Source organism: Paenibacillus thiaminolyticus, assembly GCF_007066085.1.
Taxonomy (GTDB): Bacteria; Bacillota; Bacilli; order Paenibacillales; family Paenibacillaceae; genus Paenibacillus_B; species Paenibacillus_B thiaminolyticus.
Window position 1 is genome coordinate 6,463,478 of the sequence record NZ_CP041405.1, and the last position, 22,175, is coordinate 6,485,652.

Sequence of the window (22,175 nt, forward strand, 5' to 3'; positions counted from 1 at the left end):
GGGGGATCGCCTTGCTGCGAAGTCTTACAACGACCGAATTGGATGCCTTGCTGGGGCATGTCAGCAAGGATGAGCATTTTTTGTATTATACCTATTTGACCACGCGGCGTTCCCGTTCGGTTCACTATGGTCATTTTTCAGAGGAAGGCGAGTTGTTGGGCGTGCTGGCCTATTTGCGCGGAATGCCGTTCCATGCGTTCTCGGTGCTGCCGCTCAGCGACAGGTTCGCCATGGATTCGCTAGTGAAGCGGATTCAGGCGGATGCAATGCTCCCGTCAGGAGCGGAAGGAAGCTTCATTTTGAGCGAAGAAGTGAGGCGGCGATTGGAACCGCAATTGCATTCGGTTATCCATTACCGGCCGCTGATGACGATGATGCACCCGGATCCAAGATCGCTGCCGACGTCTAACGGACAGGTCGTCCCGTTGAAGCCGGAGCATAAGGAGAGCATTGTCGAGCGGATGCGGGAATTTCAATCGATTGCCTTTACGGAGGAGGAGCTCCAATATCCATGCGTCGGCATCTTCGAAGACGATGAACTGGTGGCAGTCGGCGGCTACCATGTGTACAGCGCGGAGGCGGCGGAATTGGGGAACATCGGCACCATCGCTTCGCGGCGGGGACGGGGATATGGCGCGAAAATAACGGCGGAACTGGCCCGGACGGCTGCCCGGCTGACCTCATACGTTCTGCTGGAAGTGTTCAATGATAACGAGCCTGCCATCCGCCTCTATCGCTCCCTTGGCTTCGAGCAGGTGAATCAGCTCTATATGACGAGCTTCCGCTTGCCTGTCTTGGCGGAACGTGCTTGACGGACCGCGAATACATCGTCTGGAATGGCGGCCGCGGCCGGAACCGCAAATGATATGATCTAATGCATTGAGGATAGACGGACAATGGGATATACTGGCGTCGGCTCGGCCTGGCTTGCCCCGGCCGTGACCGGTGATTCTTTTCCGATCAAAAGGAGATGAGGCCCATTGCAGAACAAATCCTCCATGAACAAGAGAGTCCTGGCGGCCGGCGCCGTGGTGCTTGTGCTGCTGCTCATATGGCTGGCGGCAAGTCTGGCCGGGACGTCCGTCCGCGAGGAAGGACAGCCGTCCGCATCGTCAGCTTCCCCGGCGGTTCCGGAAGAGGAACTGAATTATGATCGCCAGCCCGTGATGGGAGACCGGAACGCTCCGATCCGCATCGTTGAATTCGGTGATTACAAATGCCCGGCATGCAAACGCTGGACCGAGCTCGTGCTGTCGCAACTGGATGAGGAATTTATCGCAGACGGTACCGCCGCCTTCTACTATATCCATTATCCGTTTCTGGCTCCGGATTCGGAGCTGGCAGCCGTCGCGGGAGAGATACTGTACCATATGGACGAATCCGCGTTCTGGACATACCACAAGCGTATCAATGAGCTTCAGGGCGACAAGAGCGAGGCTTGGGCGAACGAATCGTTCCTTACCCGTCTCGTAGAGCGGGACATTCCGTCTGTCGATGCCGAACAGTTCCGAGCCGATCTGAAGGAGCTGAAGCATCTCGATACGGTAAAGGCCGATATGGAGATTGCCCGCAAGTTCAAGATTGGCGGCACGCCGACGATATTGGTGAACGGGCAAGAGGTCGAGGATATTTCTTACGAGGGGATGCGGGAAGCGATCTTGTCGGAGTTGAGCCGGCAACAAGCCCAGGCATCCAAATAGAGACGGGAAACAGCGGGTTTGCCTGGAGGCGGCCCGTTTTTTATATGAAAATACCCGAATGATCCGGCGCAGCCGGCACTCTGTGCTCGCGGTTGACAACGGCAGGGGGATGGGGTAGTATTCACGTGAGTCAAGATCTTCCTGTTCCCGCGCCCTTCGGCAAGCTGAAGGGTTTGTTTGTCATGCGGGGCAGACGATTCAATACTTAGAAGAGGTACAACGCAATGCTGCGAAAATGGAAGCGACTCGATCCGCTGCTGCTCTGGCTGGTGCTGTGCTTCATGGCGATTAGCACCATCGTCGTCTACAGCGCAACGGTGAATACGAAATATGAAGGTATGCACATGGACAACATCAAGCTGTACGTTGTTCTGTTCATCCCGCTGCTTGTTACCGCCTGGTTCGATTACCGCATCGTCGTCCGTTATTTATCCGTCACCCTGTACGTTATCGGTATCGGATTGCTGCTGCTCGTCATGTTCAAAGGGGTCAACATCAACGGCTCTACGCGCTGGATTGCGATCGGCAGCCAACAATTTCAGCCGTCCGAGTTCATGAAGGTGTTCATTATTTTGCTATTGGCCCGTTTGTTGGGGCGAAGGGAAGGCGAGACGCTGAGATTGCTCCAGGATATCGTGCCGCTTTGCCTTGTCGTGGCGGTTCCGATGTACCTGGTTTATAAGCAGCCTGATCTGGGGACGACCATCGTATTTATATCGATTTTTGTCGCTATGCTGTGGATGGCGAACGTGCGCCTGTCCCATATGATTGTCGGTCTATCCGCAGCTTCCGCCGCCGTCGGAACGATTCTGGTACTGTACTATCACAATCGTGACTTGCTGATCAAGCTGATTAAGCCGCATCAATTTTCCCGCATCGAGGCATTCCTGGATCCGGCGAGCAACCTGGATGGAGGATGGCATGTCATGAATTCGATCCGGGCTATCGGGTCGGGGAGTTTTTCAGGAGACGGTTTTCTGAAAGGGTTTTTCGTGCATAACGGTTATATTCCGTATAGCTATTCGGATTCGATCTTTGTCGTCATCGGGGAAGAGTTTGGGTTTCTCGGCTCCGCCTGCCTGATCCTGCTGTATTTCGCGCTTATTTATCGTATGGTGCTTATTGCGGGCAGCTGCAAAGATTTGGAAGGCGCCTATCTTATTATCGGCATTATTGCGATGTTCACCTTGCAAATATTCGAAAACATCGCGATGCATATCGGGCTGATGCCGCTTACGGGCTTATCGCTGCCGTTCATCAGCTACGGCGGAAGCTCGCTGCTCACCAATATGATATCGATCGGGCTCGTGATGAGCGTCAAGATTCACCAGGAGGAGCCGAACATGCTGGAGTTGTGATCGCTCTGCATGGAAGAAAAAGCTGCCGCAAGGCAGTTTTTTTGATCCTCAATCGTGTCGTAGTACCCATTGCCTCTTAGAAAACGTATCACCTAAACAGTATCCCCGAAGAACAGGAACGCCGTTTCCCTCTTGTTCCACACAAGAATCCTCAGCCCGGACAGTCAAGTAACCGAGCCTGCCTCTTATGTCCAGTATCCCAATAAATCAGGAAAGACAAGCAACAAGTACCCGGCATCGAAAAGTTCAATGAGCAACTAACTTTGTGTCTCAACCATGAAGCAGGAGTTTGGCATGCGCCTGGGATAGCGCGGGTACGATCCCCCGGCGATTCTAGCAGGGTCATCGTAAGGCTGGGTTGGGGAAGTCCTTGACTGAGTGGTAGGGAGACTGAGCGTAACAACATATCGCAAGGAGGGAAATCCTGAGCGGATGGGAGAACGATCAAAAGAGCGCAAAGAGTGCATAAGAGAGCTCGGCTTGAATAGAAATCAAGCTCTTCGCCACGCGATTTCTGCTACGGGACGCTTGACAGCAATGGGATACGCTTATATCATTAAATCGTAAAAATTACGATTAATGGAGGATCTACTACGTATGGCAGAACAGACGAAAGTGCCGGGTACAAACCCAGGCAGACAAGTTCCCGTAACGGTATTGAGCGGCTTCCTCGGTGCCGGGAAGACGACGGTATTGAATCATGTGCTTAACAACCGCCAAGGGCTCAGAGTGGCGGTGATTGTCAACGATATGAGCGAGATTAATATTGATGCCGAGCTGGTGAAGTCGGGCTCCAACCTGTCTCGGACCGAGGAGAAGCTGGTGGAGATGTCGAACGGATGCATTTGCTGCACGCTGCGCGAAGATCTGCTCCGGGAGGTCGAACGGCTGGCGAAGGAAGGCCGATATGATTATATTTTGATTGAGTCGACAGGTATCTCCGAGCCCTTGCCTGTAGCGCAGACGCTTACGTATGCGGACGAAGCGCTAGATATCGATCTTCCCTCCCTCGTTCGGCTGGATTGCCTGGTCACCGTCGTCGATGCGAGCCGGTTCTGGCATGATTTCGCGTCAGGGGAATCGCTGCTCGATCGGAAGCAGCAGGCGGGCGAGGAGGATACCCGGAGCGTCGTCGATCTTCTTATCGATCAGATTGAATGCAGCAACGTCCTGCTGCTGAACAAGTGCGACTCGGTGGAGGAAGAGGAGCTGAAGAAGCTCGAAGACGTGCTGCGGGAGCTTCAGCCGGGGGCGCGTATGATTCGCACCGTGAACGGCCACGTAGATCCGAAGCAAATTCTGAACACGGGATTGTTCGATTTCGAGAGCGCCAGCCATACCGCCGCCTGGATCGCGGAGCGCGAACTCGAAGACCATACCCCGGAGACGGAGGAATACGGCATCTCCTCGTTCGTATACCGGCGTCAGCATCCGTTCCATCCGGAACGGTTGTACCGGTTCATGAATGAATGGCCGGAAGAGATCATCCGGGCCAAAGGCATGATCTGGCTGGCCCCGGCATCGGATATCGCCGTAAGCCTGAGCCAGGCCGGACATTCCATTCAGATCGGGCCGGCCGGCTATTGGCTCGCAGCCGCGACGCCGGAAGAGAGGGAGATGATTCTGGAGGAGGAGCCGGATATGCGGCTGCGCTGGCATGCCCAATGGGGAGACCGGATGAACGAGCTGGTGCTGATCGGAATTGGTCTGGATCGTCCCCGGATAGAGCGCGGGCTGGATGAATGTCTGCTGACCGCTGCCGAGATGGATCAGGATTGGTCGGCACTCGTCAACCCGCTAGCTTGGGTTACGGAAGGGCTCGACGTGTAAAGCGGGCGCCTGCCTTCCGAGCCGAATCATCTGGCCCTGCTCCTCCGCAAATTATCAAGCCGCAGGCGCAATTGGTGAGCACCGCGTGTGCCATGCAATACATGTCCTTCTTACGCATTAGTGAAGCGAGAAAAGTGAAATCAGGGTACCTGTACCTCTCAACAGATGCCGTTCCGTCATAGTATAAATAGACATTACACCAAAGGGATGGAGAGCGATGAAGATCCTGATCGCGAGCTACTGGGGGATCTCGCATGTAGACGGAATAAACACCTGCGTCGAACATTTGAAGACGGGATTGGAACGTCAAGGCCATCAGGTTGATTTTCTGTGCCCAACCCCGGACGAGAGTGGATTCGGCATTTATCCCCATAACAGGGTATTGGAAAAAGAGAAGTTTCTCCCTTTTATCTCCGCGCAGTCCAACCGATACTTCGATGACCATCTGCCCGGGTTGGATCCGTGGATACGGCACTGTGAAGTGGAGCGGTACGGGTTTGAACTGGCTGCTCTGCTTCTGGATATAAGCGAATATGACATCATTCATGCGCAGGATATCGTAACCGCCTATGCCCTATCGCGCATCAAGCCGCTGTCAATGCCTCTCGTGACGACGATTCACGGCTGCCTTGCTCTAGAGTGGTTCCGCGACCTGAAGGTGATGGGGCTGGATGCGCCCGAGCGGGGCCCTGCGCTTTGGGCTTATTCAGCTCTAATGGAACGGCTGGGTGCATGCTGTGCGCGACTGACGATCACGCCTACCCGCTGGCTGCAGGACCTGATGATCCGGGAGTTCGGGGTCCAACCGGACCGGCTGATCGTCTCCCCAAGCGGGATGGACGTCGAAGCCTTCATCCGCAAGATGGGAGCGCCTACCGATTGGGCTCCGCCTCAAGGGAAGAAGGTAATCATCTGTCCGGCGAGGCTCAATGCTGTCAAGGGACATATCTTTTTACTGCAAGCACTGCATTCGTTGAAGGCGATTCGCCAGGATTGGGTCTGCTGGCTTGTGGGAGACGGAGAGGCCGAAGCGGAGCTGCGGGACATGACGGCGTCGCTGGGCCTGTCGGAGCAAGTCTTCTTCCTTGGCAGACGTCAGGATGCTGCCGCTCTGATAAGGCAGGCGGATCTGTTCGTCCTTCCCAGTCTCCAGGATAATCACCCCGTCACGGTCATGGAGGCGCAAATTGCCGGCAAGCTGGTCATCGTATCCAATGCGGGCGGAATTCCAGAGATGGTCCAGCACGGCGCAACGGGCCTTGTATCTCAAGCGGGACGCAGCGAACAGCTTTTGCATCACCTGCAACTGGGGCTCAACAATGACTCCTTCCGGCTGCAAGTGGGCGCGCAGGCGCAGGCATGGGGCCGGGCATATTGGTCGCTGGAGGCGATGACCGGACGGGTCCTCGATATATATCACCGCGCTGCCGGAATGGATGAAGAGGCTCGCCATATCCGGTAACATGTTCAGATTGATGGATGGAGGTGCCGCATACTATGCCAAAGCTGACAAGCACGATCGGCCGCAAAAGAGCAGGAGGGGCCCGTCCGAGGATGACGGCGGGGAAGAAAAGGATGGTGATGCGAGCTAGCGCCAGGCGGAGGCTGCGCCACAAGTCCCGGCGCACGCCAGGCAATCGCGGCTGGCGCCTGGCCATCGGGGAGCGGCTGAAGCGGAGAGTGCCTCCGCTTCAGCCATCGCGCAGCGGGAGAACCGCCCCGGATTCCGCGACTCAGGAGGAAGTCTTGAATGCATCGCTGCCTCCACCCGCTGAAGAAGCGCCATCACCGCCGCCGGCTTCCGAAGCGGCACATAGCGTCCCGGCCCCGGATGCAGAAGCAGAAGCGATTCCGCATCTACCGTCGTCAGAACCTGTCCAGGCCGAGCCGCAGCCGGCGGATGACATGTTGTGGAGCCAATTGCTGAGCAAGGTCCCGATGAGCTACTCGCTCCCCGACGAGGTCGTCGCAGAAGCGCTGCAGCATACATTGGGCGCTGGCATTTACGGCAGGGAAGCCTGGCGAAGGTTGTGGCGCCGCATCCAGCTCCGTTATAATGTTACGTATTCGGATAGAACTTGAACAGGAGCTGAACTGCGTTGACACATACCGTCGGATTTATTTATGCGCATCCGGACGACGAGACGTTCGGATGCGCTTGCCTGATCCGCTCCCTGGCGGATCATGGCGTCTCCGCCGCCCTGCTTACGGCCACGAGCGGAGAGGCGGGGAAGCCAGGCCGGCTTGGCCCGATGACCCGGGACGAGCTGGCAGCCCGGCGGGAGCGGGAATTGGCTGCGGCCGGCGCGATTATGGGCTTGGCGGACATCGAGCTGCTGCGCTATCCGGACGGACAATTGTCATCCGTCCCGCGCAGCGAGCTTGTCGCGAAGATTGCCGCATTCCTCAACAGGCACCGTATTGCGGTCGTCGTCACCTTTCCCGAGGACGGAATCAGCGGGCATCCGGATCATATCGCCATCCATCATGCTGTTAACGAGGCGGTATGGAGCGGGCTCTGCCCGACTGTACAGAAGCTGTACTACAATATGCTACTGATGGGTCCCGAAGCGGGGGCGGGTTCGGCTATCAGCCTGGAGGCCGCACCATATTGGGAGATGAAGGCAGCGGCGCTGCGTGCCCACGAATCTCAAATCTTGTCGGTCGAGCGTGTATTCGGCGACTTGCAGGCACTGCCTGCGAATGAACGGATGCGCGGGGAGTCGTTCGCGCTCGTATGGGAGCGGGGCGTGCATCGCCCGACGGTCCGGGAGCGCTCGCTGCTGGATGGCTTACATGAAGAATGATAGCTTTGGAACGGTGTACGACATGCGCGCTCCTCGGAATCAAGCCGGGGAGTGTCTTTCTTTTTTCAAAGGATCGGCTCTATTTGTGTCCGTTTTGTGATACCATCGTATTCAGGATAGAGTGGATATTCTATTTTATGGAAAAAAGGAGAGTTGATCGCATGCAAGCAAGACCGAAACGTTCTGAAGTGCCGAACGAGAAGACATGGAATTTGAGCGATCTGTTTTCAAGTCAGGAAGCATGGAAAGAAGAATTGATGAAGATTCAAAAGGATGTGGCCGAGGTCACCCGGTATGAAGGAAAGCTGGGCGAGAGCGCAGCTTCGCTGCTTGCCTGTCTCGAGGCGCGGGATGCGCTCGTTGTACGGATGTCACGGGCCCATACATATGCGCATCTGCAGCAGGCTGGTGACGGTACGGATCCGGATAATCAGGCGAACTCCAGCATCGCGGGCGATGTGCTGTCGCAAGTCAATTCGCAATTATCTTTTATCTCGTCCGAGATTTTGGCGCTCCCGGACAGCACGGTGGATCGGTTCCTGGAGGAAGAGCCGAAGCTTGCTGTTTACCGCAAAGGGCTGACCGATCTGCTCGAGACAAAGCCGCATCGCCTGTCCGCGGAGACGGAAGCCGCTTTCGCGTCGTTGGGCGAGCTCTTCGGCGCCCCGCACCGCATCTATCTGCGCAGCAAGCTGTCGGACATGTCATTCGCGGACGTGGAATCAGGAGACGGAACGAAGTGGCCGGTCTCGTTCGCCCTGTACGAAGGCAAGTATGAAATGTCTCCCGATCATACGCTGCGCCGCGCTGCGTACGCCTCCTTTTCGGAGACGCTCAAAGCCTACCAACATACGTTCGCCCAGACGTATGCGACAGAAGTGAAGAAGCAGGTGGTCCTGTCCCGCCTGCGCAAATATAACTCCGTAACGGAGATGCTGCTGCAGCCGCAGGAAGTCACGCTTGAGATGTACCATCATATTTTGGACATTATCCAGGAGCAATTGGCACCTCACATGCGGCGCTACGCCAAGCTGAAGCAGCGCGAGCTCGGGCTCGACAAAATGATGTTCTGCGATCTGAAGGCGCCGCTCGATCCGGAGTACAATCCGCATATCTCGATCGAAGAGGCAGGAAAGCTGATTGCCGAATCGCTGGAGGTGCTCGGTCCGGAATACGGCCAGATTATGAGTGATGCGTTAAATAATCGCTGGATTGATTCCGCCGACAATATCGGCAAATCGACCGGCGCGTTCTGTTCGTCGCCGTATGGGGCGCATCCGTATATCCTCATCTCCTGGGCGGACAATATGCGCGGGGCGTTCACGCTGGCGCATGAGCTGGGCCATGCCGGCCACTTCGCGCTTGCCGGCCGCTACCAGCCGTATGCGACATACCGTCCGGCGATGTACTTCATCGAAGCGCCGTCGACGATGAACGAGATGCTGCTGGCCCAGCACATCATGAAGCAATCGTCGGACAACCGGATGAAGAGATGGGTCATTCAACAAATGTTGAGCACATACTATCATAACTTTGTGACGCATCTGCTCGAAGGGGAGATGCAGCGCCGCGTATATGATCTCGCTTCCGCCAATGAGCCGCTTACCGCGAAGACGCTGTCCGAGCAAAAAGGCGCTGTCCTCGCCAAGTTCTGGGGTGATGCCGTGGAGCTGGATGAGGGCGCTCATCTGACGTGGATGCGTCAACCGCATTACTACATGGGCCTGTATCCATACACGTATTCCGCAGGGTTGACGGTATCCACCGCCGCCGCGCGGATGATCCAGGAGGAAGGCCAGCCGGCCGTCGATCGCTGGCTCCAGGCGCTTAAGGCCGGCGGCACGTTGAAGCCGCTCGACCTTATCAAGATTACCGGCGTCGATATGTCAGGCCCGGCAGCGATCGAGGAAGCCGTCGCTTATGTCGGCACGCTTGTCGATGAACTGGAGAGATTGTCTTAATCGAATTGAGTGATGAACAGAAGCGATGTCTCCCGGCAAGCGGGGGACATCGCTGCTTATTGACAGGGACATACAGAACGCGCCGTTTCATGATGCACTTTCGTCGCCCTAGCTTGCATCCTAGCATCAGGGGAGGAACTTGCTTCGGCTATTGATTTGCCGCCGCGGATAAGTGTACATTAGAACAATGGACAAGTAACAGGATGTGACAAGGAGGAAGACAACATGGCAGAACGCATGCTTGTTTTTGTCGGTTCCTATGCAGACGGCTCCGGCAGCGGGGTCTATGTGTACGAGTTCGACGAACAGAATGAATCGCTGACATTGACAGATGAAGTATCCGGTCTTCGGAATCCAACCTTTGTGAATCTGGATGCGGAAGGCCGCCGGTTATATTCGATTGTGGAAGGCACAAATGGAGAAGGAGGCAAGACAGGGGAGGCGGCCGCTTATGCCATCGATCCGGCGGCAGGCAAGCTGGAACTGTTGAACCGCTCCTTCACGGTCGATGCGCCGACCTGCCATATTCAGCGCGATTCCGGCAGCAACCATATCGTCGTGGCGAGCTATCATGGCGGACGGATCGCGCTCGTTGCGCTGACAACGGACGGCCGCATCGGCGAACAGCTGGACGTTCAGCAGCATGAAGGGCACGGGCCGAATGCCGAGCGGCAGGAGAAGCCGCATCCGCACTCCGTCTTTTTCAGCCCGGACGAGCGGTATCTGTTCGTGCCGGACTTAGGCATCGATCGAATTCGGGCCTATACGATCGACAAGGAACGCAGCAAGCTGCAGTTCCATGGCGAGACAGCCGCTCAACCGGGAGCAGGTCCGCGCCATATGGCTTTCCATCCGAACGGGAAGCTCGCTTTTGTCATCAATGAGCTGGATTCTTCGATTACGTCTTATCATTATGATGCGGATCAGGGGAAGCTGCATCTGATAGCGACAGTGCCGACGCTTCCTCCCGGCTTCAGCGGGGAGAATTCGTGTGCGGAGATTGCGGTATCGGAGGACGGAGCCTATCTGTACGGCTCGAACCGCGGTCACGACAGCATCGCCGTCTATGCGATCGACACGGCGGCAGGAACGTTGACGCTAGTAGAGCATGTGTCTGTCGAAGGGGAGCATCCGCGTCATTTCGCGCTTACACCGGGCGGACGTTACCTGATTGCGGCGAACCGGGATACGAACAATCTGGTTCTGTTCCGCGTGGACAAGGCGACCGGCAAGCTCGCCTTTACCGGGAAGACCGTTGAGGCCTCGAAGCCGGTCTGCGTCAAGCCGGTTATTTTTTACCTGTAGGGTGTTTTGGAAAGCATGTGAATAAGGACAAGGGGCTGTCTAATAAGTCCCCAAAATAAAAAGTTGGGCGAGAAAACGTAAGGTTTTCCGTCCAACTTTTTTTGTTCTTTCGCTTTTGCAGGAACGTAACGAGGCGGATGCCCGCCACCTTCAGTAGATTGTGGGCCAAAGCCACAATCCCAAATTCGGTGTGCACCTTCTCCATCCCTCGCAAGGAGAACCGACGGAACGAGCGATTGCCCTTGATGTGACCAAATACGCTTTCTACCTCGACTTTACGCCGAGCATAGATCGCGGATCTCTCGTCATCCTCAAGGGCTTTTTTGGCCTTTGCTTTTAATTCTTCCCAGATCGTATTCCAGTGTACCTGGCGGTTCCCCTTGGCCTTGGTGCAGCTTGCCTTGAGTGGACAATCACTGCAATCTTCACATTCATAAATTTTGAAGCTTTGCTCCAGGCCAGACGCGTTTTTCTTCGTTTGGTATTTCTTAAAGCGAACGTACTGGCCATTCGGGCAAATAAATCGGTCATCGTGCTCTTCATACGTCCAGTTGGAGGCATGCCGGATGTCCTTCTTGTAGCGACGCGTTTTCTCTTTCATATAACTGCCGTAAGGAATGAGAAAATCAAAGTGTGGCTGTTTTTCTTCCCCCACTGCATACAAGTAATTTTCCTCGCTGCCATAGCCTGCATCAGCAATCACCGTTTTGGGCATCGGCAAAGTAGACGCAGCCAATCGCTCCATATGCGGGATGAAGCAACGCGTGTCGGTGGGACGCTGGTGGATGCTGTAAAATAAAACGAACTGGTTTTCTGTCGCCATTTGCACATTGTAACCCGGTTTCAGCTGACCATTCTTCATGTGGTCTTCCTTCATCCGCATAAACGTGGCGTCCGGTTCTGTTTTGGAGTAGCTGTTGCGATCGCCAAAGCACGCCTTTTGCTGCTCATACTTGGCGAGCCGAGGAAGAAAGTCCTCCCGAATTTGTTTCAGTGGCTGCTTCAGGGCACTGCGCTCTTTGCGTAAGGCCTTCCTCGCTTCGCTGTCGTTTGCCTGAGCCATTTGTTCGGTGAAAACCTCCACCTACGGCACGAAGATCGAAGCTGATGCTAACAAGTATTCTTTTGTGTGGAAAAAATCCACCCTTCACTTCGAAGAGAAGCTCAAGCAAAAGGTGCAGGCGACCCTTGCGCATATTCATACGCTCACGCGGCAAGAAGCCGACGAAAACGCGGCGCAAGCCCCCGATGAACTTCCTGCAAGACTCGAAGAAGCAGCCGCCCTACTGCAAGAAAGATGGCTTCAATCATCTCATCAATGATGCGGGCCACATGATGGTCGGGGATAGTGCCCCCAGATCCAAAATCATGTGCATCTGCTTGTTATCGTAGGCTTTAAAGGTGGGAGCAAGTTTTCGTTTGGAAACCGTTTTTTCTTCCACATCCCCTAGAGGAAGTGTCAATTGCATGGTATACTGTTCAGTAGTAGTCGTCAGATTACGCATAAAAAACCGTCCTTTTTTGAATGATTGTGTGGTAACTTTCATTTTACAGGAAAAGACGGTTTTTTGTGTACATTTTTCATATTCAACTAAAACGGGGCGTCCAGAAGTCAGTTTTCACTGACTTTCTGGACAGCCCCTTGTCGTCTACCACAATTCTAACCATGAAATGGCTGCGCTTGCACTAGTTGTTGCACCGGTAGACTGCGCGGCAAATGTAAAAGTGTCGCCAGGGTTTATCTCGATCTCCAATTCAGACAGAGGGATTTGCGCCGAGCCGGGACTTTGGGCGGCAAAGGTAATCAAGGTTGTGCCGTTCGTTACTGATGTGCCGGACACATCCACGGAGATTACGCTGGTGTTAGGTGAAATATTCGTAAAAGACGGGGTTCCTCCGAGTGTGGCATTTTTTACAATGGTATAAAATATGTTCTGGTTCGCCGTCCCGAGAAGCGATAGAAAGTCGAGCCGAACGCGCACCCGGTTTTGCTTTGATTGGAAGGATGCATTATTTCGTAAGGTAAAAATGGATGTCAAAGAAGTGTCGGTTAATAATTTTGTATTGTTGAAGGAGTTGCGTGTCGTAACTGCGTTTGTAGCCCCATTGCCTTCAATCATCCCGATGGCTGAACTGGTCCGAATGACCATGTTCCAAGCCATTGATATTGAATGGAATAGACATTTCCTTGGGTCGCATTTAAAGCCACGCCGCTGCGCCCGTTTCCGTCAAACGTGTCATTGTTCCAGGCTGACTGCGGAATCCAGTTATCCGTTCCATTTTGCCGCCTCAAGATTCCAAAGGAGCTCCCGTTGTAGCCAAAGAAAAAACCGTCTAGATCATCACCCACCCCCATAAGCTGCGTATCCAGGTGTATATCGAAGAGCATTCACCGTTTCGATTTTTACGGAAGAAGCTGCCGAAGCCGTTGTTTGGATGACGGCCATTGAATTAATGGCATTCGCTGTCCCGCCTCCGGTCAATGTAGTCAAAATGATATCGCTGTTAATATTGTAGTTAAATGTCCAACCCACAACCGGAAGAAGCTCGATCGTGCGTACATCACCGCAGGCTGTGCTCGGCAGCTCGGTACCAACAATTTGGATTATAGACACAACTAGCCCCCTTTTCCTCCTGACTTTTGATTTTATATCCCTTTTCGTTTCTCTTTTACCCGGAGCAAGGCCATGAATAAAGAGAACTTGTCCTATTCTATTCTTGCTTTTTATGAAATGGGAGGGCTTATAGTTTGATAATTAAACACAGTTTACCATTTACCGACCACGTCCCTGCAATGAATAGAACCTGTTGTCGGGACCGTTGCCGAAACGGATCCAGGGCAATTGGGATGGCTCCTACAACGGAGCGAACCCCCAATGGATTGTACCAGAGGGGGTTCTGCAGCCTGCTTATTTACTTTCCGGTTCCTTGATCGTCTCCGGCTCCTTATACTCAACGCCGAACGTATCTACCGTGATTTTCTTAATCTTCTGGTCCTCCACTGGTCGGTCAGTCGCATCCCGGTTCACGTTGGCAATCTCATGAACCGTCTCGATACCGGAAGTCACTTTGCCGAATGCGGCATATTGTCCGTCCAGATGAGGGGCATCCGCATCCATAATGAAGAATTGTGAGCCGGCCGAATCGGGATCCATTGAACGGGCCATCGAGAGAACTCCTTCCGTATGCTGCAGATCGTTGGTTACGCCATTCGATGAGAACTCGCCCTTGATACTATATCCTGGTCCGCCCATTCCTGTTCCTTGCGGATCGCCGCCCTGGATCATGAAGCCGGGAATGACCCGATGGAAGATAAGTCCGTCATAAAAGCCTTTGTTCACTAACGAGATGAAGTTGTTGACGGTGTTCGGAGCGGTGTCCGGATACAATTCCACTTCAATCTTCTTGCCGCTCTCCATCTCAATCGTGACAAGCGGATGCTTGGCGCTGTCTGCGCCGCTCGCGTTGCCGGCTTTGCTGCCGCAGCCCGCGACGACCATCATGGAAATGATGAGCAGGGCCATGAGGGTCAAGCCTGTGCGCTGTCTGTTATTGCGTCTCATGCATTCATTCCTCCTACCTCTTGCTATGAAAATATCTCATACTTTACAGTATGCCATCGAATGGGTGCAAGAGCAAACAGTAGGCCCGTCAGCCGGGGGGAACGGAGTGAGGACATTATTTCGTGGCGACTCTTGCTGCTTTGGCGGGCAAGTTGCAAGCTGCAGGCGGGTGAAGAGAGACGGCGAGACTTATTGGGGTTAAAGGGATATCCGGATGAAATGAGATGAAGTTCGTTGATGAACGGCTATGTCGCGACAGGGTGGTGGTATTCCGTCCCTTTTGTCCATTCTCCCCTCGACTCAGTTTGCAATGCTTTGGAGAAGGGGGAGCGGCAGTATCATGAGTTCAACCTCGAACGTCCACTGGCAGACGGACACGTATCATAAGTGCGCGTCTCTCGCGTAACGCTGAGTTAAGGGGATAATGAGTGAAGGACCGCCCGGCTCATCTGTTGCTGAAGCGATGGGATAGCGAGCAAAAGGAGTGAATAACGACAAGCAGTAAAGGAAACCGCCTGTCAGCGAAACAAAGCCGCAGGTCGGGGCGGAACGGTATGTTCCGGCCCCGAGCCTTGACTATTTCGGCGACAGGCTCGCCTCCGCAGCCGGTGCGTCCGCCTCTCTAGGTTTGTCGTATTGAAGGAATATCCATACGCCGGCAATGAGCAGGACGCAGGCGGATGCCTGGAGCGCCGTCATCATCTCGCCGAGCAGAATCCAGGCCAGCAGGCTGGCTCCGACCGGTTCGCCCAGTACGCTCATGGAGATGGAGGTGGCGCTGACATATTTCAGCAGCCAGTTGAAAAGCATATGACCGAGCACCGTCGGAATGAGCGCCATCAGCAGGAATAAGAGCCACTCGCGTGAAGGGTAGCCGGTCATCGGAAAGCCGGCCCCAATGTTATAGAGGGCAAGAACGGCTCCGGCGACGAAAAAGACGGTAAAATTATATACATAGGATGAGATGCGTTGGCGTAAATCTTGGCCAAGCAGCATATGTACGACGACAGCAACGGTTCCGAGCACGGACAGCAGATCGCCGTACAGCGCTTGTCCCGATAAGCGGAGATCGCCCCAGCCGATCAGCAAGACGCCGAAGATGGCGATAACGATCCCGGCCAAGGCCGCTGGCGTCGTCCGCTGCTTGAACAGCCAGAATGAACCGAGCATGACAAGAATAGGCTCTAAGGACAGGATCATTGTCGAGCTCGCCACGGTCGTATGCCGAAGCGATTCCATCCAGAGCAGGAAATGGATCGCCAGGAACAGGCCGGACATCCCCATGCGCAGCCAGTCCTTGCTGCGAACGGCGCGCCATTCCGCACGATAAGCGAACGCCCAGGGCAGCAGCACGAGATTCGTGAGCAACAGACGATACATGGCAATAATTGAAGCGGGCGCTTCCGACCATTTGACGAAAATGGCGGAAAAGGAGATTGCGATAATTCCGACAATGAGAAGCAGATGAAGATGAGATGATTTTCGGACAGACATCAGTTTATGCACCTCGTAGGTTATTTATCTTGGTTGTCACGATCAGCTAGTATAGCGCATTTGGAAGGAACAATAAAGGGGGGGCGAAAAGAGTTTCGAGCAGGGCGTTTTGGCTGTAAGAAATGAGAAACGAGAGTGTAATCAAATGGAGGTGAGTCCGATGGATGTTCGGGTGGAACGGGACACATTCGGCGAATTGCAGGTTCCTGCGGATAAGCGGTGGGGGGCCCAGACTCAGCGCAGCCTGGAGAACTTCAAAATCGGCGCGGAGAAGATACCGCGCGAAGTTATTTACGCGCTGGCCTTGACTAAGCAATGTGCCGCCCGCGTGAATGGCGAGCTCGGACAGCTGGAGAAGGAGAAGGGCGAGGCGATCGCTGCGGCAGCCCAAGAACTGCTGGACGGCCGGTATGATGATCATTTTCCGCTGGTGGTATGGCAGACGGGAAGCGGCACTCAGACGAATATGAACGTCAATGAGGTGATTGCCCACCGGGCCAATGAGCTGCTGGCCGAACAGGGAAGCGGTATGCGGGTGCATCCGAATGATGATGTCAACCGTTCGCAGAGCTCGAATGATACGTTCCCGACGGCGATGCATATCGCCGCCTTCATCGCGGTGGAGGATCAAGTGCTGCCGATACTGCATCAGCTGAAGAGCACGCTGCTTAACCAATCGAAGCAGTTCCGCGATGTGATCAAGATTGGACGGACGCATTTGCAGGACGCGACGCCCCTTACGCTGGGGCAGGAGATCAGCGGATGGCACCGGATGCTGGAGAAGTGCGAGGAGTACATTATTGAGAGCTCCAGCGCCCTGTTGGAGCTGGCGATTGGCGGAACGGCGGTCGGCACTGGGCTGAACGCGCATTCGAAGTTCGGGCCATTGATGGCCAGGGAGCTGAGCAAGGCGACAGCGCGTGAGTTCATCACGGCCCGGAACAAGTTCCAGTCGCTGACCAGTCATAACGAGATCGTGCATCTCCATGGCGCGTTGAAGGCGTTAGCGGCCGATCTGATGAAGATTGCGAACGATGTGCGCTGGCTGGCAAGCGGTCCGCGATGCGGAATTGGAGAGATTCTCATTCCGGCGAATGAACCGGGGAGCTCGATTATGCCCGGCAAGGTGAATCCGACGCAAGCCGAGGCGCTTACGATGGTTGTCTGTCAGGTGATGGGCAACGATGTCACGATCGGGATGGCGGCTAGCCAGGGCAATTTTGAGTTGAATGTATACAAACCGGTTATTATATACAACTTCCTGCAGTCAGCGAAGCTGCTGGGGGATGCGATGCAATCGTTCCATGACCATTGCGTCGTCGGCATTGAACCGAACCGCAAGGTGATCCAACGCAATCTGGAGCAGTCGTTAATGCTTGTGACTGCGCTTAACCCGCATATCGGCTACGAGAAGGCGGCGGCGATCGCGAAGCTTGCGCACCAGGAGGGGCTGACGCTGAAGGAAGCGGCCCTTCGCACCGGTCTGCTTACGGAGGAGCAGTTCGATGATATCGTGAAGCCGCAATCGATGGTCTGATGAAGTCAGGGAGGGAACTGCCTGATCGTTCCGGCCGATGGGCAAAAGAACATTCAGGCGGTTCTTTTCATAACATTTTGGACGTTCAACCGGCATCGCCTGTGGTATGATGATATCGATAAACGCACCTGGAAGGAATGAGAGAAATGACAGCTCATAAATACATATTGGCCGGTTATGCGGTGGATGGTGTTCTGCCGGAGATTACCCCGGTGGATGCGGCGAGATTGACGCATTTGAATGTGGCGTTCGGCTACGTGAAGGAAGATCGCATAACGGTTGCGCATTTGAAAAATCTTGGCTCGATTGCTCAATTGAAGGAATATAACCCGGGGCTCCAAGTGATTCTGTCGGTTGGCGGCTGGGGCGCCGGCGGGTTCTCCGAGGCAGCGTCCACTGCGGAAGGCCGCCGCAAGTTCGCGGAGTCTGCGGTTGAGATTTTGCGGAACTACCCCTTCGACGGGATCGATCTTGATTGGGAGTATCCATGCTATTCGGAGGCGGGAATTCAATCCAGTCCGGCGGACAAGCAGAATTTCACGCTGCTGCTGCAGGAGACGAGAGAAGCCATCGATAGACAAGGGCGAGCTGATGGCCGTCCCTATTTGCTGACGATTGCCGCCGGAGCCGACCAGTATTACATCGATGGAACCGAGATGGATAAGGTACAATCGTACCTCGATTTCATTCAATTGATGACCTATGATATGCGCGGCGGATTCCAGACTTTGACCGGTCACCACACCAATCTGTATGCATCGACGGGAGACCTGTTCCGCATCAGCGTGGACGCATCGGTTCGTCTCTTCACGAATGCGGGCGTGCCGCGCGAGAAAATCGTCATTGGCGCCGCCTTCTATTCGAGAATGTGGAAGGATGTTCCTGCCGCCAATAACGGCTATCTGCAAATGACCCCGGGATCCGGCGGCTATGGGCCGGATTACTCCCGTCTCGCGGAAGAATATATCAACCGCAACGGCTTCACCCGCTACTGGGATGACGAAGCGAAGGCGCCGTATCTGTTCGACGGCAGCACCTTCATTACGTATGATGACGAAGAGTCGCTGGCGTGCAAGTGCAGCTATATTCAAGAACAGAATCTGAGAGGCATCATGTTCTGGGAGTACAGCTGCGACAAGACGGGTACGCTGCTAAGCGCGATGTACAACGGGTTCAGGGGCTAATCAGGACAATTGAAGGCGCCGGCTCGGCATATGCCGGTCCGGTGTATATCGAGGACAAGGAAAAAGGCAGAGATGCAGCGGCGAATCTAATTGGGTTCGCTGCTGTTTTTGATCTATGGATAAGGGAATGCACCGCGAAGCGAGGAGCCTGGGAGGCGGCATTGAAAGTGGAAAAGGAACATTTTGTCACCATAAGTTCAAATATCGTTCACCTTCCGTTCATAATACGTCCATATTCGTGATCTAAATTATAGCTATACTGGTTGATGAGGGAGAGAAAATGAGGAAGTTTTCAGATCGCATCAACATGACAAATGACGGACGCTGCGTTGCTGATGTTTATTGTTTCCGTTTTCATTTTGCTGGTCGCTATTTTTCTCTTTCTTGCCATTGTCCTGTTCGACAAGCGGCTGTTCGCCAAGAGCTCACGCTCTTGGACGTTAGGAACGAGTCAATTGGATAAGGAGGTCTTTGTGGTGAACAAGAAATTTGCTCTCGCGGCAATAACAATGCTGATGGCTGTCTCGTTGGCTGCCTGCGGCGGAGGGAACAAGGATGCGGGTGCATCCAACAATGAAGGATCGGCTCCGGCAGCATCTTCCGGCGATGTGCAGGCGGTAACGCTGAAGGCCAAAAACTTCGAATTCGATCAGACCGAGATTCGGGTCAAGAAGGGTCAGACCGTCAAGCTTACATTCGAGAACGAGCAAGGCATTCATGGCGTGGAGATCCCGGATTTGAACGTGAAGCTCGATCAGCCGGGCACAACCGAATTCGTGGCTGACAAAGAAGGAACATACGAGTTCAAATGCTCGATTATGTGCGGCTCCGGCCATAACGATATGGTCGGCAAAATTATCGTCGAGTAATCGGAATCCGGATGAATGGTTCAACACAACGCATGGCCTGTCTGCGGGGAGGCTGTGCGTTTCTTTGTTGGATGCCGCTGTCATCGCCTAAGGAGGGAATATGTTGTCTCGGAAAAAAGGCTGGATTGCCGTCATTGCGGCCGCGATTGTTATTGGGGCGCTCTTCGTCGTTCCGGTGACGCTTCATCCTCCGGCTTCAACCCGGATTATCTTGGAACATACCTATCAGACGTATATTACGCCTCCGTGCTACGACCGGGCGGAAGTCACCAACAATTTGGCGGAGGGCGCTCTCAAGCACTTGAAGGATTACCCGTCCTACTCGCCTGAATCAGCATGCACCCGAGATTCGCTGGAGCCGCAGAAGGCTACGGCCATCGTCTGGCTGGGTCAGATGATGGGCATCGTCAAGGGGCCATGGGATTGGTAAGCCATCATATGAAGCGAAAGCTTCCGATAGAGAACAAAGCAGCTCCTGTGAGCTGCTTTGTCCGATCATCGGCTCCTGCCGCTATGAAGCGGGTTGAGCGGTAGTATTTCGCCAGCTCCACACTTGGCCGTTCCCTGCCGGACGCGGTGGAAGCTAGTCGATCTTGGCGCCATGGGAGCGGGCGAAGGCGACGGCTTGTCCGCTATCAAGACGCACGCCCTGAATATCGAGCCCTTTCCAATTAATCCCCTCGAGATTGGCTCCGCGCAGATCGGCGCCTTTCCAGGATACCTTCGTCAGCATCGCGTGCGTAAGATCGGCGTCCCGCAAATCCGCTTTATCGAGCCGGCATTCCGACAAGTCGGCCTCGATCAGCCGCACGCCGCGCAGCTTCTGCTTGGTGAGATTCGCATGCCGCATATGGGTGTACGACCAATCGCCCCCGACTATCGTAATTCCGTCCCAGTTCGCATTGGCGAAATCGGTGCCGACCATTTTGCATTCCTCGAACTTGGAGGCGAACAGATTGACGCTGGCGAAGCGGCAGTTGGTGAATGCGCTGCGCGTATGAATGGAACCGTTCAGATTGGAGCCTGTAAAGTCGCAATCGATGAACTGGCAGCCCGAAGTCCATGCTTCCTCCATGCCGGTGCTGCGGAAGCGGCAGTTGGTGAAGACGCAGTTCCGCAGCTCGCCGTCCCGCAGATCAGCATGGCTGAAATCAACGCCTTCATAGTGCTGGTCAACATATTGATACATCGCAATGAAGCCTCCAATAACTGTTTGCCTGAAGCGAAATTTTCTACGGACAAGTTCGTTGCTAACCTGATTATTATTCATCGTACCAAGATTGCCGCCATCAGGCAATGCGATATCGTTCCGTGTTACCGTTACAAATTCGGGCTAGCTCGCCGGCTGCCCCCATCATACTCGGCCTGCTTACAACCGAAGCTTGAACGACTTGCCCCAGAGCGGGTACAGCCATTTGACGCCGCGCGGCGTGAGCGTATCCGCGATGAGATGGGACATATACCCGGCCGTGGCGACAGCGGCGATCCCGTCTAACTCCAGCTCATGCTCAAGTCCCAATCCTATGTAACCCCAAGCACAGGCAGCCCATACCGTATGCGTCAGCCCCCGATGGCGGAGCCAGGGAGCGATCGTGATGAACAGCCCGAGTCCGGTGAGCCAATACCGGTCCGATGTCCAGCCGGAATAAATAAGTGCGCAGCCTACCAAGCTGACCAGGCCATTGCGAATGGCTCCTTCCTTGGCGATAAAGCCGGTAAGCAGAAGAACGACGGAGATGATGGTCCATTCCCGGTACTCGATTCCATACACGGCATACAGAATCAGGACGGCCGAGACAAGCAGCCCTCCGGTCCATGTCAGCAGCTCATGAAGCAGCTTCGACAGCTTGCCCAGCTTGCTGCTAAGCAGCGAGGGGCCGTCCAGATCCGCGCTTAAAGCGGAGAAGGCCGAGACCGCGACATACAGGGCGGCATGCTTCCAGCTGAACGGATAATAGATTGCCGCAGCCGTGCCGATTGCGGTTCCGATAGCAAGATGTGTTGAGCCTTTCATGATAACCTCCTCTGATTCCCTTGCAAACATATGTTTGCGTACCCCTGATTATACTTGCTTTCGTTCCTTGGGGCAACCAGCAGCGGACCGAATTGCCGCTTCTGGACAAGGTATAAAAAGCAGGGAGGGTTTGGACATTATGAAAAGGCTGGAAACTTGGAATGGAGGGTCGACATGAGAGCGGTTACGTACCAGGGTCCGAAAAAGGTCGAAGTGAAGCAGGTGGAAGACCCGCGCATCGAGAAACCGGACGATATCGTGATTCGTATAACGTCGACAGCGATTTGAGGATCGGATCTGCATTTGTATCAAGGCAATATTCCACTGCCTGACGGATATATTATCGGCCATGAGCCGATGGGCATCGTGGAAGAAACTACAATTTCGACATGGCCGTGGAGTCGGGCTGGTATCCGGAAGCGAGCAATCAGGACGTGCTGACTGCCCTTGCCGCTAAAACGGCCGCCACAGCAAAATAAGCAACAAGCAAGCCACCTGTCCGTATACCGGGAAGGTGGCTTCTCTTATGTCCGGCAAGCCGGCCAATAATTCA

21 protein-coding genes and 1 pseudogene are annotated in these 22,175 nt (G+C 54.5%); 15 read left to right on the forward strand and 7 right to left on the reverse strand.

Annotated features, from left to right (window positions below; genetic code table 11):
• Positions 1 to 11 precede the first annotated feature (11 nt).
• The 9 genes from FLT43_RS28445 (at position 12) to FLT43_RS28485 (ending at position 10,961) form a co-directional block, all read left to right on the forward strand.
• Entirely contained in the window at positions 12 to 812 is an 801-nt protein-coding gene (locus FLT43_RS28445; protein WP_087441249.1) for a GNAT family N-acetyltransferase, read from the forward strand.
• A 168-nt stretch (positions 813 to 980) separates the two neighbouring features.
• A complete protein-coding gene (locus tag FLT43_RS28450; protein WP_087441248.1) occupies positions 981 to 1,700 on the forward strand; it encodes a DsbA family protein in 720 nt (239 codons plus the stop codon).
• A 224-nt stretch (positions 1,701 to 1,924) separates the two neighbouring features.
• Positions 1,925 to 3,058, forward strand: a complete 1,134-nt coding sequence (locus FLT43_RS28455) for an FtsW/RodA/SpoVE family cell cycle protein (protein ID WP_087441247.1) — start codon at positions 1,925 to 1,927, stop codon at positions 3,056 to 3,058.
• A gap of 597 nt (positions 3,059 to 3,655) precedes the next feature.
• Positions 3,656 to 4,888, forward strand: coding sequence for a GTP-binding protein (locus FLT43_RS28460; protein WP_087441246.1), 1,233 nt, complete (start codon positions 3,656 to 3,658; stop codon positions 4,886 to 4,888).
• A 217-nt stretch (positions 4,889 to 5,105) separates the two neighbouring features.
• A complete protein-coding gene (locus tag FLT43_RS28465; protein ID WP_087441245.1) occupies positions 5,106 to 6,350 on the forward strand; it encodes a glycosyltransferase family 4 protein in 1,245 nt (414 codons plus the stop codon).
• A gap of 35 nt (positions 6,351 to 6,385) precedes the next feature.
• On the forward strand, positions 6,386 to 6,970 hold the full coding sequence (locus tag FLT43_RS28470; RefSeq protein ID WP_087441244.1) for a hypothetical protein: 585 nt from the start codon (positions 6,386 to 6,388) through the stop codon (positions 6,968 to 6,970).
• Between the two features lie 17 nt (positions 6,971 to 6,987).
• Positions 6,988 to 7,695 (forward strand): PIG-L deacetylase family protein, encoded by a 708-nt coding sequence (locus FLT43_RS28475; RefSeq protein ID WP_087441243.1) that lies wholly within the window; start codon positions 6,988 to 6,990, stop codon positions 7,693 to 7,695.
• A gap of 161 nt (positions 7,696 to 7,856) precedes the next feature.
• Positions 7,857 to 9,656: an oligoendopeptidase F gene (gene pepF / locus FLT43_RS28480; protein ID WP_087441242.1), complete on the forward strand. Its 1,800-nt coding sequence runs from the start codon at positions 7,857 to 7,859 to the stop codon at positions 9,654 to 9,656.
• A gap of 225 nt (positions 9,657 to 9,881) precedes the next feature.
• Complete coding sequence (locus tag FLT43_RS28485) at positions 9,882 to 10,961, forward strand: lactonase family protein (RefSeq protein WP_087441241.1); 1,080 nt, start codon at positions 9,882 to 9,884, stop codon at positions 10,959 to 10,961.
• Here FLT43_RS28485 and FLT43_RS28490 read toward each other — a convergent pair.
• Positions 10,945 to 12,024 carry a transposase gene (locus tag FLT43_RS28490; protein WP_115057781.1) on the reverse strand — a complete coding sequence of 360 codons (1,080 nt, stop codon included), beginning with the start codon at positions 12,022 to 12,024 and terminating at the stop codon, positions 10,945 to 10,947. The two genes, FLT43_RS28485 and FLT43_RS28490, sit on opposite strands and share 17 nt — an antisense overlap.
• 7 nt (positions 12,025 to 12,031) lie before the next feature.
• Between FLT43_RS28490 and FLT43_RS30680 the strand changes: the two genes are divergently transcribed.
• A complete protein-coding gene (locus FLT43_RS30680; protein ID WP_087440143.1) occupies positions 12,032 to 12,283 on the forward strand; it encodes a hypothetical protein in 252 nt (83 codons plus the stop codon).
• A 327-nt stretch (positions 12,284 to 12,610) separates the two neighbouring features.
• Here FLT43_RS30680 and FLT43_RS28500 read toward each other — a convergent pair whose 3' ends face one another.
• From FLT43_RS28500 to FLT43_RS28515, 4 genes are all read right to left on the reverse strand, one after another.
• Complete coding sequence (locus FLT43_RS28500) at positions 12,611 to 13,081, reverse strand: hypothetical protein (protein ID WP_127510983.1); 471 nt, start codon at positions 13,079 to 13,081, stop codon at positions 12,611 to 12,613.
• 222 nt (positions 13,082 to 13,303) lie between these two features.
• Positions 13,304 to 13,576 (reverse strand): hypothetical protein, encoded by a 273-nt coding sequence (locus FLT43_RS28505; protein WP_087440140.1) that lies wholly within the window; start codon positions 13,574 to 13,576, stop codon positions 13,304 to 13,306.
• Positions 13,577 to 13,870: 294 nt separating this feature from the next.
• Positions 13,871 to 14,524 carry a peptidylprolyl isomerase gene (locus FLT43_RS28510; RefSeq protein WP_087440139.1) on the reverse strand — a complete coding sequence of 218 codons (654 nt, stop codon included), beginning with the start codon at positions 14,522 to 14,524 and terminating at the stop codon, positions 13,871 to 13,873.
• A 576-nt stretch (positions 14,525 to 15,100) separates the two neighbouring features.
• Positions 15,101 to 16,018 carry a DMT family transporter gene (locus FLT43_RS28515; protein ID WP_087440138.1) on the reverse strand — a complete coding sequence of 306 codons (918 nt, stop codon included), beginning with the start codon at positions 16,016 to 16,018 and terminating at the stop codon, positions 15,101 to 15,103.
• A gap of 160 nt (positions 16,019 to 16,178) precedes the next feature.
• Here FLT43_RS28515 and fumC point away from each other — a divergent pair, with 160 nt between their 5' ends.
• From fumC to FLT43_RS28535, 4 genes are all read left to right on the forward strand, one after another.
• A complete protein-coding gene (fumC, locus tag FLT43_RS28520) occupies positions 16,179 to 17,555 on the forward strand; it encodes a class II fumarate hydratase (protein WP_087440137.1) in 1,377 nt (458 codons plus the stop codon).
• Positions 17,556 to 17,701: 146 nt separating this feature from the next.
• Entirely contained in the window at positions 17,702 to 18,739 is a 1,038-nt protein-coding gene (locus FLT43_RS28525; protein ID WP_087440136.1) for a glycoside hydrolase family 18 protein, read from the forward strand.
• A 476-nt stretch (positions 18,740 to 19,215) separates the two neighbouring features.
• Positions 19,216 to 19,608 carry a cupredoxin domain-containing protein gene (locus FLT43_RS28530; protein WP_087440154.1) on the forward strand — a complete coding sequence of 131 codons (393 nt, stop codon included), beginning with the start codon at positions 19,216 to 19,218 and terminating at the stop codon, positions 19,606 to 19,608.
• A 100-nt stretch (positions 19,609 to 19,708) separates the two neighbouring features.
• Positions 19,709 to 20,038: a hypothetical protein gene (locus tag FLT43_RS28535; RefSeq protein ID WP_244193989.1), complete on the forward strand. Its 330-nt coding sequence runs from the start codon at positions 19,709 to 19,711 to the stop codon at positions 20,036 to 20,038.
• Between the two features lie 153 nt (positions 20,039 to 20,191).
• Here the strand turns inward: FLT43_RS28535 and FLT43_RS28540 are convergent, their stop codons facing one another.
• On the reverse strand, positions 20,192 to 20,797 hold the full coding sequence (locus FLT43_RS28540; RefSeq protein WP_087440135.1) for a pentapeptide repeat-containing protein: 606 nt from the start codon (positions 20,795 to 20,797) through the stop codon (positions 20,192 to 20,194).
• A gap of 180 nt (positions 20,798 to 20,977) precedes the next feature.
• A complete protein-coding gene (locus FLT43_RS28545) occupies positions 20,978 to 21,622 on the reverse strand; it encodes a metal-dependent hydrolase (protein ID WP_087440134.1) in 645 nt (214 codons plus the stop codon).
• 174 nt (positions 21,623 to 21,796) lie between these two features.
• Here FLT43_RS28545 and FLT43_RS28550 point away from each other — a divergent pair.
• Positions 21,797 to 21,997 (forward strand): annotated as a pseudogene (locus tag FLT43_RS28550) (alcohol dehydrogenase catalytic domain-containing protein); the annotation flags it as partial.
• Positions 21,998 to 22,175 lie beyond the last annotated feature (178 nt).